At 65.5% G+C, this 15304-nt stretch carries 11 protein-coding genes; 4 read left to right on the top strand and 7 right to left on the bottom strand.

Annotated elements, in window-relative coordinates:
- Nucleotides 1-48: 48 nt before the first annotated feature.
- The 3 genes from C1878_RS11825 to C1878_RS11815 all read left to right on the top strand — a co-directional run bounded on the left by C1878_RS11825 (nt 49) and on the right by C1878_RS11815 (nt 3885).
- Nucleotides 49-1503 (top strand): helix-turn-helix transcriptional regulator, encoded by a 1455-nt coding sequence (locus C1878_RS11825; RefSeq protein ID WP_114601826.1) that lies wholly within the window; start codon nt 49-51, stop codon nt 1501-1503.
- A 208-nt stretch (nt 1504-1711) separates the two neighbouring features.
- Nucleotides 1712-2548, top strand: coding sequence for a response regulator transcription factor (locus C1878_RS11820; RefSeq protein WP_114601825.1), 837 nt, complete (start codon nt 1712-1714; stop codon nt 2546-2548).
- Complete coding sequence (locus tag C1878_RS11815) at nt 2542-3885, top strand: cell wall metabolism sensor histidine kinase WalK (protein ID WP_114601824.1); 1344 nt, start codon at nt 2542-2544, stop codon at nt 3883-3885. The genes C1878_RS11820 and C1878_RS11815 overlap by 7 nt, the downstream gene beginning before the upstream one ends.
- A gap of 5 nt (nt 3886-3890) precedes the next feature.
- Here C1878_RS11815 and C1878_RS11810 read toward each other — a convergent pair whose 3' ends face one another.
- The 3 genes from C1878_RS11810 to C1878_RS11800 form a co-directional block, all read right to left on the bottom strand.
- A complete protein-coding gene (locus C1878_RS11810) occupies nt 3891-5141 on the bottom strand; it encodes a hypothetical protein (protein WP_114601823.1) in 1251 nt (416 codons plus the stop codon).
- On the bottom strand, nt 5134-6339 hold the full coding sequence (locus tag C1878_RS11805; protein WP_114601822.1) for a DNA-binding protein: 1206 nt from the start codon (nt 6337-6339) through the stop codon (nt 5134-5136). Before C1878_RS11805 ends, C1878_RS11810 begins: the two co-directional genes overlap by 8 nt.
- 312 nt (nt 6340-6651) lie before the next feature.
- Nucleotides 6652-8742 (bottom strand): glutamine synthetase III, encoded by a 2091-nt coding sequence (locus C1878_RS11800; RefSeq protein ID WP_114601821.1) that lies wholly within the window; start codon nt 8740-8742, stop codon nt 6652-6654.
- A gap of 431 nt (nt 8743-9173) precedes the next feature.
- Here C1878_RS11800 and C1878_RS11795 point away from each other — a divergent pair, with 431 nt between their 5' ends.
- A complete protein-coding gene (locus tag C1878_RS11795) occupies nt 9174-9614 on the top strand; it encodes a DUF4418 family protein (RefSeq protein ID WP_114601820.1) in 441 nt (146 codons plus the stop codon).
- A gap of 23 nt (nt 9615-9637) precedes the next feature.
- On the opposite strand, the gene C1878_RS11790 is transcribed toward C1878_RS11795, so the two are convergent.
- From C1878_RS11790 to C1878_RS11775, 4 genes are all read right to left on the bottom strand, one after another.
- On the bottom strand, nt 9638-10846 hold the full coding sequence (locus C1878_RS11790; RefSeq protein ID WP_158539800.1) for an MFS transporter: 1209 nt from the start codon (nt 10844-10846) through the stop codon (nt 9638-9640).
- A gap of 209 nt (nt 10847-11055) precedes the next feature.
- A complete protein-coding gene (locus C1878_RS11785; RefSeq protein ID WP_114601818.1) occupies nt 11056-12051 on the bottom strand; it encodes a radical SAM protein in 996 nt (331 codons plus the stop codon).
- Between the two features lie 241 nt (nt 12052-12292).
- On the bottom strand, nt 12293-13297 hold the full coding sequence (locus C1878_RS11780; RefSeq protein ID WP_114601817.1) for a PASTA domain-containing protein: 1005 nt from the start codon (nt 13295-13297) through the stop codon (nt 12293-12295).
- 119 nt (nt 13298-13416) lie between these two features.
- Nucleotides 13417-15228, bottom strand: a complete 1812-nt coding sequence (locus C1878_RS11775; RefSeq protein ID WP_147272940.1) for a sensor histidine kinase — start codon at nt 15226-15228, stop codon at nt 13417-13419.
- Nucleotides 15229-15304 lie beyond the last annotated feature (76 nt).

Here is a 15304-nt window from a genome sequence, read left to right as displayed (position 1 = left end):
TTGGCGAAGCGTCGGGGGAATCGCTCGTTTCCGATAAGCGAGGGGGCTATGGGGAAGCTCGAGGAATACCAGAACAACGCCGCGCGCCTCATGCCGTTCGCCTGGGTTCTGGGCACGGTGTTCTGGGTGGCGTGGATATTGCTGATATACACCGGGGAGTGCCTGAACCCGTCTTACCATGCGCTGCAAACCGTGGTCATGCAGCAGTACGCGGTGTCGACCGCCGCCTTGGTCCTGACCATCGTCGTCGCGGCGACGCACGATTCGGCCGCTTACGACCTTCTGCGCAAAGGGCGGTTCGTCCTTCTTGCCGGCCTCATCGCCTCGCTGGCGACCGTCGGCTGCATCGCGGCCACCTACCTGCAGTTGCCGTTGCCGGTGTTCCTGGCCTTCGCCGCCCTCACCGGGATGGGGACCGCGGTCGTCGCGCTCAAGCTCTTCTCGAAGTTCGCCGAGCTGGGCATCCGCACCATGGTCATCTACGCCTCGCTCTCGCTCATCACGGCGTTTCTGTGCTACAACTTCTTCCTGCAGCTGCCCGGGCTTATCGAGAAGGCGCTGCTCTCGCTTCTGCCCCTTTGCGCGAGCGCGTTCTCGCTCACGGCGGCCAGCGAAGGCGGGTTCGAGGCCGACAACGGGTCGCAAACGCTGCCGCCAGGGTTCAAGTCGCTCATCGGCGGGCTGTTCGTGCTGGGGTTCGCCGCGTCGTTCATGCGCGGGCACTCCATCGGCCGGCTTTCGGCCGACCTGTTCGCCGACGAGCGGATACTCGTCTCGCTCTGGGTCACGTTCCTCGGCATCGTGTTCGTGGCCCTGGCGCTCGTGGCTTCCGAGAAGTTCTCGTTCACCCGGTTCATCTACCATGTGTTCCTGGCCATCAGCATCGTTCTATTCGCGCTCTGGCTCACGGGAGACGACTCCATCGTCGTGCTGTCCGCGTTCGACTGCTGCAGCGCGGCCATCTCGTCCTCGAGCTGGATACTGCTCTCGGCCATCGCGTTCAAGACGTCGGCGTCCTCCATAAAAGTGGTCGGCTACGGCAGCGGCGCGGTTTACGGCGGCTCGCTCGTCGGATGGGCGGGGGGCGAGATAGTCTACGGCATCCTTCCCATCGGCGCCATCGGCATCGGCATGATCGCCCTCGTGCTGTTCGCCGAGTTCTTCCTCATGAACGAGAAGAAGCTCGAGAAGATGCTCGACGTTCCCGTGGAAAAGGCCGACTTCGCCCTTCCCGAGAACACCTGCGAATCCCTCGACGCCTACCAGAAGCCGGGCTTTCGCGACCACTGCGCCCAGGTGGCCGAGCAGTACAACCTGTCCCGGCGCGAGCGGGAGGTTTTCATGCTGATGGCGAAGGGCATCGACGCGAGGACCATCGGGGAGCGGCTTTTCATTTCCTACAACACCGTGCGCACGCACGTGCGCAACATCTACGCGAAGCTCGGCGTGCATACGCACGCCGAGTTCGTGCAGCTCATCGCCTCCGACAAGGATTTGCCCTAAGAGCGCCGCACACTGTCATCCTGAGCATTCGACAACTCCGAAGACCGTCGAGGCCTCGAGCACGCGAAGCGAGCGCGGGGAGGCATTTGCGAGCGGAATGACCGTGAAGGGCACGTGTTTCAGCGCTTTTTGAACCAGCCTCCTTCAGGCTAATTTCAGGCAAACCGGTACAATGGGCAATAGGAACGCGCGACGAAAGGCAGCAGCCATGCAGATCCTCGTGGTCGAGGACGACGTGCGCCTGGCCCAGGCGCTCGGACATATCCTCGAAGAGAACGGCTACGGCGTCGACGTGGTGCACGACGGGGCCACGGGACGTGACTGGGCGGCCTCGGGGCTCTACGACGTGATCGTCCTCGACGTCATGCTGCCGAAGATGGACGGCTTTTCCGTGGTGGCCGAGCTGCGGCGCGCCGGCGTGAGCACGCCCGTGCTGCTGCTCACGGCGCGCGACGCCGTGCCCGACAAGATCACGGGCCTGGACAGCGGCGCGGACGACTACATGACCAAGCCCTTCTCCCCCGCCGAGCTGCTGGCGCACCTGCGCGCGCTCACGCGCCGTCAGGGCGAGGTGGTGTTCGAAGCGCTGTCGGCCGGCGACCTCTCGCTCAACCTGGAAAGCTTCGACTTGACCTGCGGCGCGAAGTCCATCCATCTGAGCTTCAAGGAGTTCTCGCTCGCACGCGTGCTCATGGCGAACCCCGGCCAGGTGGTGTCGAAGGACCTGCTCATCGAGAAGGTGTGGGGCATCGAGTCCAGCGCGGAGGACAACAACGTGGAGGCGTACGTGTCGTTCCTGCGCAAGAAGCTGGCGTTTCTGGGGTCGGCGTGCCGCATCGAGACGCTGCGGAAGGCGGGGTACCGCTTCGCCGTGAACGCCAGCGTCGCCGGCGTCGCGTTCGGCGGGCCGAACGCGACGAGCACATCGGAAAATGCGCGGGGGAACGCCGCGACAGGCGATACGGCAGGCGATACGGCAGGCGTGCCGGACATCGCAGCGGGGACGGGGCTCGCCGAAGACGCGCGCGGGAGCGCCCCATGCTGAAGAAGCTGCGCCTGAAATTCATCGCCCTCAACATGGCCATGGTCGCGGCCGTGCTGGTCGTGGTGTTCACGGCCATCTGCGTCATCAACTACCAGCAGTCGACAGGCGACGTGCACGCCGCCCTGAACACAGCCATCGAGCACGATTCCCAAGCCAAGAAGGAGCCCCTAGCCGAGATCGCACCGCCCGACGGCACCGCTTGGAAGGGGGCGCCGACGGACGGCTCGGCCGCCGAGCCGGCCCCCGACGGCGACGGAAACATGCCGTTCGAGATAGGCGGCAAGAAGCAGGACGGCCGGTTCATCCCCGTCGCCGTGTACCAGGTGGCGGACGACGGCGCGCTCAAGGCCGTGTCGGACGCCGGCACCGCGTCGCTGGCGTCCGACGTGCTGGAGCAGGCCGGAGCGGCCCTGGCCGATCGCGACGACGGCTCGGGGCTGCTCGACGACGCGGGACTCTACTACGTGAAGCGCACGAACGCCTCCGGCACCTTCATCGCCTTCGCCGACAAAAGCTCGGCCGACGGCTGGCAGACGCTCGCCTGGACGCTGGCCGGCGTGGGCGTGGCGGCGCTGCTGGTGTTCCTGGTGATAAGCCTGTTCTTCTCGCGGTGGGCGCTGCGCCCGGTGGAGGCGGCTTGGACGCAGCAGAAGCGCTTCGTGGCCGACGCGTCGCACGAGCTGAAAACGCCGCTCACCGTGATCTTGGCGAACAGTTCCATCGTGCTGGAGCACCCCGAGCGCTCCGTGGCCAGCCAAAGCCAGTGGGTGGAGAGCACGCAGACCGAGGCCGAGCGCATGCAGCAGCTGGTGGGCGACTTGCTGCTGCTGGCCAAGCTGGACGAAGGCGCCGGCGCAAGCGCGGGCCCTTCGCCAGCGCGCGAGCGCATCGACCTGACCGACCTCGTGGAAGGCGACCTGCTGCAGTTCGAGTCCGTGGCTTTCGAGCGCGGCGTGGAGCTGGAGTCGTCCGTCGAGCCCGGCGTGGAGGTGCGGGGCGACGCGTCGCGCCTCCACCGGCTGGCCACCACGCTCATCGACAACGCCTACAAGTACGCCGACGACGGAGGCCGCGTGGACGTGACGCTGCGGAAATCGGCCCAGCGCGCGGAGTTGACCGTGCACAACACCGGGCCCGCCATCGCGGGCGACGACCTGCCCCACGTGTTCGACCGCTTCTACCGCGCCGACAAGGCCCGCACCCGCGACGACGGCGGCTACGGCCTGGGGCTGGCCATCGCGCGGGCGGTGGCCGAGGAGCACGGCGGCGCCATCGCCGTGACGAGCGACGCCGAGCACGGCACCACGTTCGCCGTCACGCTGCCGCTGGCGGACTAACCCCCTTACGGGCGGCGGACCCTTTCCACGTGGGCGACGACCTGCTCGATGTTGCGCTCGATGCCCTGGCGGATGGCCTCCGTGCGGCCGGGCGGCATGAGGGGGTTCTGGTCGAGTATGGCCTTCGCCTCTTCCGCGAACCCGTCCAAGGCCCGTTCGTCGAACCACTCGTAGCGGTCGACGAGGACGAGCTGCTTGCCCGGCTCCATCCCGTTCGGCCGAAACGGCTTCGTGCGATAGGCGAAGTCCTCCGGCTTGTCGAGGGTCTTCGCGCTGCACCACAGGCACGTTCCCGTGTCGTAGATGGGCGCCATGCGCTTGTACTCCAGCGTCTTCGCATCGCGGATGATGCCGAAGTTGCAGAAATGGCGGTCGTTGTTCGCCAGCAGGTAGTCGCAGGTGAACATCTTCGACAGGAACGTCTGGGGATCCTTGATGCCCAGCTCGCGCAAGCGCTGCACCACCAGGTGAAGTTCCCGGCTCGGCGTGCTCAGGGTGCTCATGGCGCCCAGCATGCGCAGGCGCGCGAAGGCGAAGGCGAGGGGGTTCATGCCGTCCGGTTTCCGCTTGCTGCGGATGAGGTCGTAGAGCGGAATGAGCTCCTCGTCTTTGCCGAGCAGGCAAAGCGACGCGCAGTACGTGCCCATCTCGTCGCGATAGAGCGAGTAGGCCACGTAGTCGTCTTCCTGCAGAAGGCGCTGATGGAGCCTGGTTGCCACCACCTCGTTGTACGGCACCTGGTTGAAGCGCTGCCCGCCCGCCTTCATGAACAGCCGCCGGCCATGGGAGATGACCCACTTCTTGCGCTGCTCGACGTCGTGAGCCGACAGGCTGCGCGCCAGGCAGCTGGAACCGCGCGCGTCGACGTGCATGGGAACGAGCTGAAGGTCCTCGCTGAAATCGTTGTCGAAGAAGTTGATCTCGTGCCAGTTCTGCGGGTTCGCCTCGTCGTTGACCCAGTAGCAGTCGGAGAGGCAGAGGCAGAACGACTTCTCCGACAGCGTCATGGTGCTATGGACGCCCGGATCGCCCGCCAGCGAGCGGAGGTGATGGCGGGACGCCAGGATGCCCCGCTCGTGCCACCAGCGGTTCAGCTTGAACGCGCTCACCCGGCCCAGCACGTCGACGATGGCGATGGGGGCGTGCGCCGCGCAGGGAACGGAAAGCACCTTCGACACCTCGTGCGCGTCGAGGTCGTAGGCGAACCGGACCGTCTCGACGTCCCGATGCATGAGGATGTAGGTCGCCTCAGCCACGGGACGCCCTCACCACCTGCTCGATATGCCAGCGCACGGCCCGACGGACGAAGTCGACGCGCCCCGCGAGGGCGGGGTTGGCGGAGAGGATGTCCGCCGCCTCGTCCTCGAACCCCTTGAGGGCCGCAGGGTCGAACCACGACCAGTCGCGCACCAAACGCAGCTGCCGTGCGGCGTCCGTGTGGAAGGGCTTCGCCGTGAAGGAGTAGTCGTCGGTGGCCAGGTGCTCCGGAGTCACCTTCGACCACAGGCTGTTGCCCGCGTCGAACAGCGGGGCGATGCGGAAGGCGCCCGTCTCGACGTCGCGCACGAGGCCGAAGTTGCGCCAGTGCCTATCGCGGTTGCCCAGGATGTCGTCGCACACGATCATCTTGGCCAGGGCCTCCTCCGCGTTCGTCGCGCCCAGGTTCGCGCAGCAATCGAGGTAGCGACGGTAGTCGCTGCGCGGGGACGGATGGCGCACGAGGCGGCGCACGTAATAGGCGGGAACGTACTCCTCCGTCGACGACACGAAGTTCTCGCAGGCGCACACGGCCTGCTCCCCCGCGCCGCGCAAGGTGTAGGGCACGTACTCGTCCTTGGGAAGCAGGCGGCGGTACAGGGCCGTGGCCACCGCCTCGTTGTAGGGCTCCTGGTTCAGTCGCCCGCCGGCCTTGAGGAGCACGCCCCTTCCCCGTTCGCACACCCAGCGCTTGGGAAGCTCCCCGTCGGTCGTGTTGTCGGGCGAGCGTCCCCCAACCTCGTCCAACCAGGACGACGCGTCCGAGGACGGGAATCCATGGAAGAAGAAGTTGATGTCCTCCCATTGCACCGTGGACCTGAAGGGTTTGACCCAGTACTGGTCCGTAAGCGACAGGCCCCAGCTTCGAAACGGTATCTGGGAAGGTGCCCTGAGGTCGAGCTGCTCCAGCTTGACGTCGATGCCGTCGCGGATGGTGGGAATGGCCCGGTAGTTCCACCAGAAGGCGAGGAGCTTCGTCGAGACCTTCTTCCCGTTCGAAGACACCATGCCGAGCGGAGCCCGGCCGGGGTCGATGATGCGGTTCTGGTCGTAGAACAGCCCGGTGGCGTCGTTGTAGCAGAACTGGAAAACCTCGTGGGTGCGGTTCATGAGCGTGAAGGCGTGCATGCCCTCGTCGCGGACGAGGGCCTTGGAGGGGCGGTCCGCCTCTTTGCGTGCTGTCGATTCGAGTGCCACCGGTGCCGCGTCCGCCCCTCTTTCCGCCGGAAATCTCTTCGGGAAGCATTGTAGCGGAACGAGAGGAAGGAGAAACCGCACGATGCGGAAAACAGCGCTCGGGCGAGAAGAGGCGCCCCGGATGCCCCGTAGGGGCGATCTCCTGATCGCCCGTTCCGGCGCAGCCGGAAAAAGCAACCGATGCTCGCGTTCTCGCGCTACGCGCGAGCGGGCGCTCTGGAGAGCGCCCCTACGGGGCAACCGGCGGGATTCTCGCCCATGGGAAGCCCCTCGCAGCGTCGAGTCGTTCCGGCGGCCGTAGGCCGCCGGAACCTAGACGTAGAACAACATGTCGTTGTACGTCGGCACGGGCCAGTGGTCGCGGTCGGTGACGATCTCCATCTGGTCGACGGCGGCGCGCAGCTTGTCCATGATGGGCAGGATGGTGTGGGCGTTCATGTCGGCCTGCTCCTGCTCGTCTTCGAGGGCGACGCAGGCGTGGTGGTTCTCGTCGAGGGCGATCAGCTGCTCGTTGATCTCCTTGATGCCGGCCAGCAGCTTCTTCAGCAAGTCTTCCTGCTGGCCCATGTCGGCACCGGCGGAAGCGGCCTTGACGGTGGTGATGTTGCTGGCCACTTCGGCGGCGTAGTCGTTGATGGCGGGCAGGTAGGCGCGGCGCACCATGCGCTTCATCGTGCGGGCCTCGATGTTGACGAGCTTGTTGTACTTCTCCAGCTTAACCTCGTAGCGGCTGCGCACCTCGGGCTCGGACAGCACACCGAACTCCTCGAACAGCGCGATGCTCTTCGGGTCGACGAAGCACGGCAGCGCGTCGGCCGTGGTGCGGTGGTTCGCCAGCCCGCGGCGCTCCGCCTCCACCGGCCACTCGTCGGAATAGCCGTTGCCGTTGAAGATGATGCGCTGGTGCTTGGTGAGCATGTCCTTGATGTAGGCGATGGCGGCCGCCTCGAACTCCTCGCCCGTCTTGCCGTCCATGGCGTCGGCGAACTCTTTCAGGCTCTTCGCCATGGCCGTGTTCAGAATCATGTTGCAGTCCGACAGGTTCACGGCCGAGCCCGGCATGCGGAACTCGAACTTGTTGCCCGTGAACGCGAACGGCGAGGTGCGGTTGCGGTCGGTGTTGTCGCGCAGGAAGTTCGGTAGCACGGACACGCCCAGGTCCATGGCCACCTTCTCGGCGGACGTGTACTCGTGGTCGTCGATGAGCGCGTCCACGATGGCGCCCAGCTCGTCGCCCAGGAACATGGATATGATGGCCGGCGGCGCCTCGTTGGCGCCCAAGCGGTGGTCGTTGCCAGCAGTGGCCACGGACATGCGCAGCAGCTCCTGGTAGTCGTCGACCGCCTGGATCACACCCGTGAGGAACACGAGGAAGCGCAGGTTGTCCATGGGGCTCTCGCCCGGCTCCAGCAGGTTCGTCTTGCCGGTGGAGATTGACCAGTTGTTGTGCTTGCCGGAGCCGTTGATGCCCTCGAACGGCTTCTCGTGCTGCAGGCACACCAAACCGTAATGGCTGGCCAGCAAGCGCATCTTCTCCATGGTGAGCAGGTTCTCGTCGATGCCGCGGTTGCTGTTGGCGAAGATGGGCGCCAGCTCGTGCTGCGCGGGGGCCACCTCGTTGTGCTTCGTCTTGGCGGACACGCCCAGCTTCCACAGCTCGTCGTCGAGCTCCTTCATGAACTCGTTCACCGTGGGGCGGATGGCGCCGAAGTAGTGCTCCTCGAGCTCTTGGCCCTTGCACGGCGCGTAGCCGAACAGCGTGCGGCCCGTCATGATGAGGTCCTGGCGCTGCGCGTAGTCCTTCTCGGAGATGAGGAAGTACTCCTGCTCGGCGCCCACGGTGGTCGTCACGCGGAGGGGCTTCTCGCCGAACAGCGCCAGCACGCGCTTTGCCTGCTCGTCGATGGCGCTCATGGAGCGCAGCAGCGGCGTCTTCTTGTCCAGCGCCTCGCCGGTGTAGGAGCAGAAGGCGGTGGGGATGCACAGCACCTCGTCTTTGATGAACGCGTAGGAGGTGGGGTCCCACGCGGTGTAGCCGCGGGCCTCGAACGTGGCGCGCAAGCCGCCGGACGGGAAGCTGGAGGCGTCGGGCTCGCCTTGGATGAGCTCCTTGCCGGAGAAGCTCATGATGGCGCGGCCGTCGCCGCAGGGGTCGAGGAAGCTGTCGTGCTTCTCCGACGTGATGCCGGTGAGCGGCTGGAACCAGTGCGTGTAGTGGGTGGCGCCCTTCTCGATGGCCCATTCCTTCATGGCGTGCGCCACGACGTTGGCCACCTCGATGTCGAGCGGCTTGCTTTCTTTAATGGTCTTGAGCAGGCTCTTGTACGTTGCAGAGGGCAGGCGCTCCTGCATCGTGTGCTCGTTGAACACCATCGAACCGTAGATCTCCGATACTTTCGCCATAGGGCATTGCTCCTCACTCATCGCCTGCATGCGGTGCTCCCCGACCTCATGGCCTGCCGCTCGCCCGTGATTCGTTCATAACATGCGATACGATAGCATGACGCCGCTTGAAACACATGGTCAACTTCCTCTCATCAAACTAACGGCGAATTGTTTCGGAGAGTTTTCGGCCAAGAGAACTGTTTGTTGCGGCAAGGGCGATAGCCCGACGGCGAAATCCCACGGATCGACCCCCGAGACGCGCTTTAGAACGCCTGCGCAGACAGGCAGACGGCGCAAGTTTACCCTGGCAGGGCGCAAGACCCCTTGGTCGATATTCGACGCGACCTGAAAAATCATACGTCGGCGCCGGCTCTTCTCGTGGCATAGCCATATTATTGCTGTATGATAATAGATATTTATAAGAATAATCTTGGAGAGGGGATTTCGACATGAGCAAGCGGGCGTGGACGATCTTGGCGGCGGTGGGACTCGTGGCCATGCTGGCGATAGTGGCCGTATCGGCGTTCATGGGCGGCTGCTCGAAGCCGGTGGAGACAGCTGCGGGCGGAACCGTGCCCATGAAATGCCACTGGACGTTCGTGGCAACCACGTTCACAGGCATCATCGGCGCGGTGACGTCGCTGCTTGCGCTGGCCGGCTCCACGAAGGAAGGGCGCCGCTTCGCCGCCGCAGCCTCCATCGCCACGGCCGTCGTGGCCGTGCTGCTGACCACCCCCGTCGGCATCGGCCTGTGCGGCAGCGCCGACATGCACTGCCACCAAACGGCCCTCTGCCTGTGGGTGGCCGCCGGCGTCTCCATCGTTGTGGGCATCGTGCAGCTGGCGAAAGCCGACCCGAAGGCGGCCGAACTGCCGAAGATGAAGCTGTAGCAAACGGTAGAGCGCCCTCGCCCTCACTTCCTGCGGCGCTTCAGGATGGGAAGGCACGCGAACGCAATGACGGGGATCATGACGGCCAGCACCGCGCCGAAGTCGAAGCTGACCGTGGCGCCCAGCTCGTCTATGATGACGCCGCCCAGCGTGGGCCCGAACGCCAGGCCGCAGATGCTGCCCGAGTTCAGCCACGTGATGGCCTCCGTCAGACGCTCCCCCGGCACCATCTGCTCGCACGTCGCGTTCGCCGTGATGAGGAAGGGCGCGTAGAACAGCGCCGCCACCGTGGAAACCACGAACAGCGATTCGATGGAGCCGATGAACACCATGGCCCCGTAGGCGCACCCGATGAGCACGGCCGTCAGCACCAGCTGCGCGTACTGCGGCAGAGCCAGGCGAACCATGCCGAACACGAGCCCGGAGGCAATGGACACGCACGCCGACACGATGAGGATGAAGCTGGCGGCCGAAGGATTGCCCACGTCCTCGGCGAGCGCGACCGTGGCCGTGTCGAACACCCCGTAGAACGCCCCGAGGAAGAACATGAGCGCGAACAGGACGCGCACGGTGGACGACGTGACGATGATGCTCTTGCGACGAGGGCCTTCGCTCGCTTCGGCCACCCATCCGGCCTGGGGCTCGGTCGAGCGCGAAAGCGAGAGCACGCACGTGCCCACGACGAAGCAAACCCCGCCTCCCAGCATGCCCGCCGCCGGGAAAAACGCCGCTGCCAGGGCGATGGAAGCGGCGGGGCCGATCATGAACGCGACGTCGTCGATAACGCCCTCGTAGGAGAACACCGTTTTCAGCGTGGGCGCGTCGCTCCCCAACCGGCCCGTGCGCACGAGGTAGGTCCACCGCGCGCGCGTGAGGGCCTGCGCGTTCGGGATGAAGCCCATGAGCACGGCCGCGACGTAGCAGAGCGCCGTCGGCCCGCCGAAGCTCACCGTCGTGAGCATGAGCGCCAGGCCCGCAAGCGCGATGGCCGCCGCCCAGGGAACCACGGCGTGCTGCCCCTTCTCGTCGACGCGCTTCGAAACACGCGGAGAGATGAAGAACGTCGCCAGCGCGATGGTGGAGGAGATGGTGCCCGCCACGAAGAACGAGTAGCCGGCCAGCGTGAGCATGGATATGGACCCGATGGTGGCCATGTAAGCGTAGATGCGCATGAGGAACCCGCCCACGTCGAACGCGTAGGCCTCCCTCACCCGCAGAACCGCGCGGTACACTCCCCGATCGAAACCTTTTGCCAACCCTCCGCTTCCAGCCTTTCTACCCCTCGACGAACGTCTTTCCCTCCAGATGCATGACGCGCGCGGCGCGAGACGCCAACCCTCGGTCATGCGTGGCGAACAACAGAATACCACCGTTGTCCGCCCGCTCGAACAGCGCGTCGGCAACGTTGGCAGAGCTCGTCGAGCGATCGCCGGCCGCCCCTCTACGCGAACAGAGCGGAGGGTCCCTCGAGCACGTCCCAACCGCACTCTTCCAGCAGCTCCCTGCAGCGCGGAACGGTCCAGCCGCGATTCTCTTCCGTCTTGCCCTTGGTGTCGCGCGGGTTCGAACCCACCTCGGCCCACAGCAAATTGGCGCCGTTGAACACCGCCAGCTGGTTCGGTTCGTGCGTGCAGTTGCCTGCGATGCCCTGGCCGGTGATGAGCGCCACGGCAGCCACGATAGTGGCCATACGGGCGTAACCGACCGCACCGTGCTTGGCAAGCACCGAGGAGGGCAGGGGCGTGCGGCGCATGGCGCCCGAGAAGCGCGCGTTCATGTCGCGGGTGATGAGCGTTTTCTCCACGATCTCTTCGAGCGCGTGCTCGGGGCCCATCGGCTCCACGCACGAGCCCAGCTGCAAACCGGCCTCCTGCGCCGCGCGGATGGTGTCCCAGCGGCGCTCCACCGGGCACCGTGTGAACTCGCCCTCTCCCATGCGAATGACGTGGTAGACACCTGTGAAACCCGCCCTCTTCAGCTCGCGCGCATAGTCGAGGTCGAAATCGCCTATGTTGGCGATGAGCGGCGTGCCGTTCTCGATGGCCGCGAAGGCGGCCCTTCCGTACGCGAGGAACTGCTCTTGATCGTAGTTCGCCGTGGTCATGAGGTAGATGGCGTTCGCGCCCTTCTCCTCCAGAAGCCTCACGTAGTCGACCACCGTTTCCAGCGATTCCTCGCTCGGCTCGGTGAACACCCGGTTGCTTGCCGCAAACGAGCAGAACTTGCAGTCTTGCGGGCACAAACCCGTGTTGAGCCCGATCTGTCCGTGAATCTCGGCCTGCGGCAGCAGCTGCTCGCTGAAACGGCGACCCGCCAACCGCACGGCCGCGGCTTCATCGCTCAGGTCGTCCCACGACAGCAGCTCGATTCCCTCGCGAGCCGTGAGCAGCCCTCCGTCGAGGGCCTTGTTGATGATCTTTGACACCGTCGAATCCATGATGACGCTCCTCTTCCGCATCGAACGCTCTATAGTTGGTATGATCTATTATATGACTATAACAACTATTTGTGTTGGTCTTTTATCAGGCTAGACAGCAGAAACCCAGGGGATCGAAACGCTCCTGCCAAAAGTCGTCCTTCTCATCGCCTTATCCAAACACGGCGCTGTCGCGTTCCACGCAAAAAGAACCCGCGCATCGTGAGCGCGGGCCCCTTCCGAAAACATGCTATGTCTGCGCCTAGCCCTCTGTCGCCAGGGTCGGCAGCTCCTCTATCGTGAGCGTTACCGTGGTGCCGCGGTCGACCTTCGTGCCGGCCACGATGCTTTGGGCCACCACCGTGCCGCTGTCGGCGCCTGTGAACACGCACTTCAGCCCGGCGTTCGAGCATACGGCCTCCGCCTGCTCGACGGACAGGGTCATGAAGTCGGGCATGGCCACCTGCTCCTTCGGAGCGGGCGCGGCGCCCTTCGAGATGGACAGCGTCACCGTGGTGCCCTTCACGCACTGGATCCTCGGGTTGGGGTTCTGCCCGATCACGTTGCCGGCGGCCACCGACGAGCTGTACATCTCCACGATGTCGACGTTGAACGAAGCGCCCGTCAGCGTTTTGATGGCCGCGTCCTTCGCCATGTTCACCACGTTCGGCACGGCTACGACCTCTTTGCCCAGCGCCACCACGAAGCTCACCGACGTTCCTTCCTCCACTTTCGTGTCGGCGGCGACGGACTGCTTGAATATCTTTCCCGGCTCCACACCGTCGGCGTACACGGGGTCTTCGGCCTTCGACACGAGCTTGACCTTCGCGAGGGCGTCTTCCGCCTGCGTTTGCGTCATGCCCGCGAGGTTCGGCACGGCCACCTGGGCGGGCGTCTTCTTCACGCCCTTCGACACGACGTAGTCGACGGTCGAGCTGAGCTTCGCCTCGGTGCCCGAGCCTGGCTTCTGGCTCACCACCATGCCGATGGCCACCTTGTCGCTCTCCTCTTCGGTGACGGTGCCCACCTTGAAGCCGGCGTCGGCGATGACGCGGGCGGCGTCGTCCTTCGTCATGCCCACGACGTTGGGAGGCGTCTTCGCATCCTCGGCCTTCTTCTCGGTCTCCTGCTTGCCGCCTTGGTTCTGATCGCTGCCGCAGCTGCAACCCGCCAGACCGGCCAACAGCCCGCACGCGAGCAGCGCCGCGCACGCCGCAACGAGCCAACCGCGCCTCGGCGAGCGCATCGCCTTGTTATCCGTCAGCATGTTCGCCCTCCCGTCTTTTCGAGAACTCCTTGAACGCGGACTATACGCCTCCATGCACACCAAAATACCTCGACGCGCACGGATCGGATGCACGCCGAGCCGCCGCGCCCGCAATAAGGCTATCGCGGGATCGTCACGGTCACGCGGCACCCTTCGCCGGGCCGGCTGCGCAGCGACACGGATCCGCCGCACATCGACCGCACGCGAAAAGCCACGTTCGACAGCCCGATATGACTGCGAGTCGGATCCAGGCACGCCGCGAAATCCGGGGGCGCATCGGCGATGTCGGGCACGTCCAACGCGCGCTCGAACCCTTTTCCGTTATCGCACACGCACACGAGACAGCACCCCTCGCCGGATCGCGTCGACACCGTCACCGTCCCGCCTTTCGCGCGGTTGCGCAGCCCGTGCCGTATGGCGTTCTCCACGAGCGGCTGCACGGTGAGCGCCGGCAACAAGAACCGTTCTTCCCCCACGTCGAGCTCGACGGCGATCTGCGGGAACCGCAGCTGCTCAATGGCTGTGTAATGGCGAAGGTGGTCCAGCTCGCGGGCGAACGGGATGGGCCGGTCGTTCGTGAGCGAGTCCATGTTGCCGCGCAGGTAGCGCGCGAAGTCGTCCACCGTGCGCGCCGCGAGCGGCGGATCCTCGGTGCAGAGGTACTGGATGGTGGTGAGCGCGTTGTACAGGAAATGGGGCTGTATCTGCGAAAGCGTTATCGCCACGCGCGACTGGACGAGCTCCTGCTCGGCGCGACGGGCCCGTTCGGCGAGCTCGGCCTGCTTGCGCGCGTACGCGTACAGGGCCACGAAGCGGAAGGCCGCCGACACCGCGATGCCCGCCGTCAGCGCGAACCCCGTGGAAACACCCCAGATAAGAAACGAAAGCGCCTCGAGAAGCGAGCCTACGGTGCACGGCAGCACGACGACGACCGCTTCCAGCATCTCCCGGTTGCGCGACCGGACGGCATGCACCGCGAACGCGCCCACCACGGCGATCTCGACCGCCACGAACAGCGCCACGATGAGTATGTTCGCGTCGAACAGCGAGCAAACCCCGGCTGTCTTCAACGCGATCGCCGTCGCTTCGACAACCGCCATCGCCGCAAGAGCGATCCGAGCGAACCGCCGCAGCGTTCCGACTGATCGCTGTATCACGTATCCGACGAGAGCGAGCGGCATCGCGTCTTGCGCCAGCAGGCTGACGGTGGCCGTGAACTGCGGATGGGGGATGAACAACGTGACGTAGTCGAAGCAGAAGATTATCCATACGCCGCCCAACAGCACGTAGCAGGCGAACAGCATGCCTCCGCGCTCCTTCGGCACGCCGATGAGATGCCCCAGGCTCGCCACCAAAAGCAGCACGACGCCGGCGCACAGCACGGCCGCGCCGCACGCGAACATCGGGAAGAACAGCTGCGTCATGGCCCGGCGCAAAGAGTCCGCATCGCCGGCGTTCAGCGTGCGGAACGTGAGCTCGTAGTCGCCGAGCGAGCTCCACCGCGAGGCGCTACGCAGCTCCACCTCCACCAGGTCGCTTTCGGTTATACCGGAAGACGCGAAGCCCACCCAACCCAGCATGGGCTCGCTGGCCGGGCCCGCGCCGCTGCGGCCGTCGAACGAGAACGCCTCCGTCCCGTTCACCCGGACGACGCACGACGTGCTGCTCAGGCGCAGGTTCACGCGCTCGCCTTCCGGCACGGCACAGGACAGCCGCCCCCGCACCGTCACCGACCGCACGCCCACGAGCGCGGCATCGAACGAGGAGCCGTCGGCAGAGCGCCACTCCCCGTCGTCGATGCGGTACGTCCCCTCTATCGAGAGCATGGTCACCTCGCCCACGGCGCCGTCAAACGCCGGATTGCCGGCATCGCCGCGCCACGAGCCAACGAGAACCGCAAACGACTCCACGACCACGAGCAGCACCAGCACTGCTATCGCCCGCGCGAGCGCATCGTCGCGTTTCGTCGCGACGGCCGATGAGCGATGCTGCTCGCCCTGCGTTCTT

Source organism: Gordonibacter sp. 28C, from assembly GCF_003339845.1.
Taxonomy (GTDB): Bacteria; Actinomycetota; Coriobacteriia; order Coriobacteriales; family Eggerthellaceae; genus Gordonibacter.
This window is presented reverse-complemented; position numbering and strand designations above follow the sequence as displayed.

Bases quoted from the DNA above. Each gene is read 5' to 3' on its own strand.
- C1878_RS11820 (WP_114601825.1), top strand. From the start codon at position 1,712: ATGCAGATCCTCGTGGTCGAGGACGACGTGCGCCTGGCCCAGGCGCTC.
- C1878_RS11785 (WP_114601818.1), bottom strand. From the start codon at position 12,051: ATGGATTCGACGGTGTCAAAGATCATCAACAAGGCCCTCGACGGAGGG.
- C1878_RS11795 (WP_114601820.1), top strand. From the start codon at position 9,174: ATGAGCAAGCGGGCGTGGACGATCTTGGCGGCGGTGGGACTCGTGGCC.
- C1878_RS11815 (WP_114601824.1), top strand. From the start codon at position 2,542: ATGCTGAAGAAGCTGCGCCTGAAATTCATCGCCCTCAACATGGCCATG.
- C1878_RS11825 (WP_114601826.1), top strand. From the start codon at position 49: ATGGGGAAGCTCGAGGAATACCAGAACAACGCCGCGCGCCTCATGCCG.
- C1878_RS11780 (WP_114601817.1), bottom strand. From the start codon at position 13,297: ATGCTGACGGATAACAAGGCGATGCGCTCGCCGAGGCGCGGTTGGCTC.
- C1878_RS11800 (WP_114601821.1), bottom strand. From the start codon at position 8,742: ATGGCGAAAGTATCGGAGATCTACGGTTCGATGGTGTTCAACGAGCAC.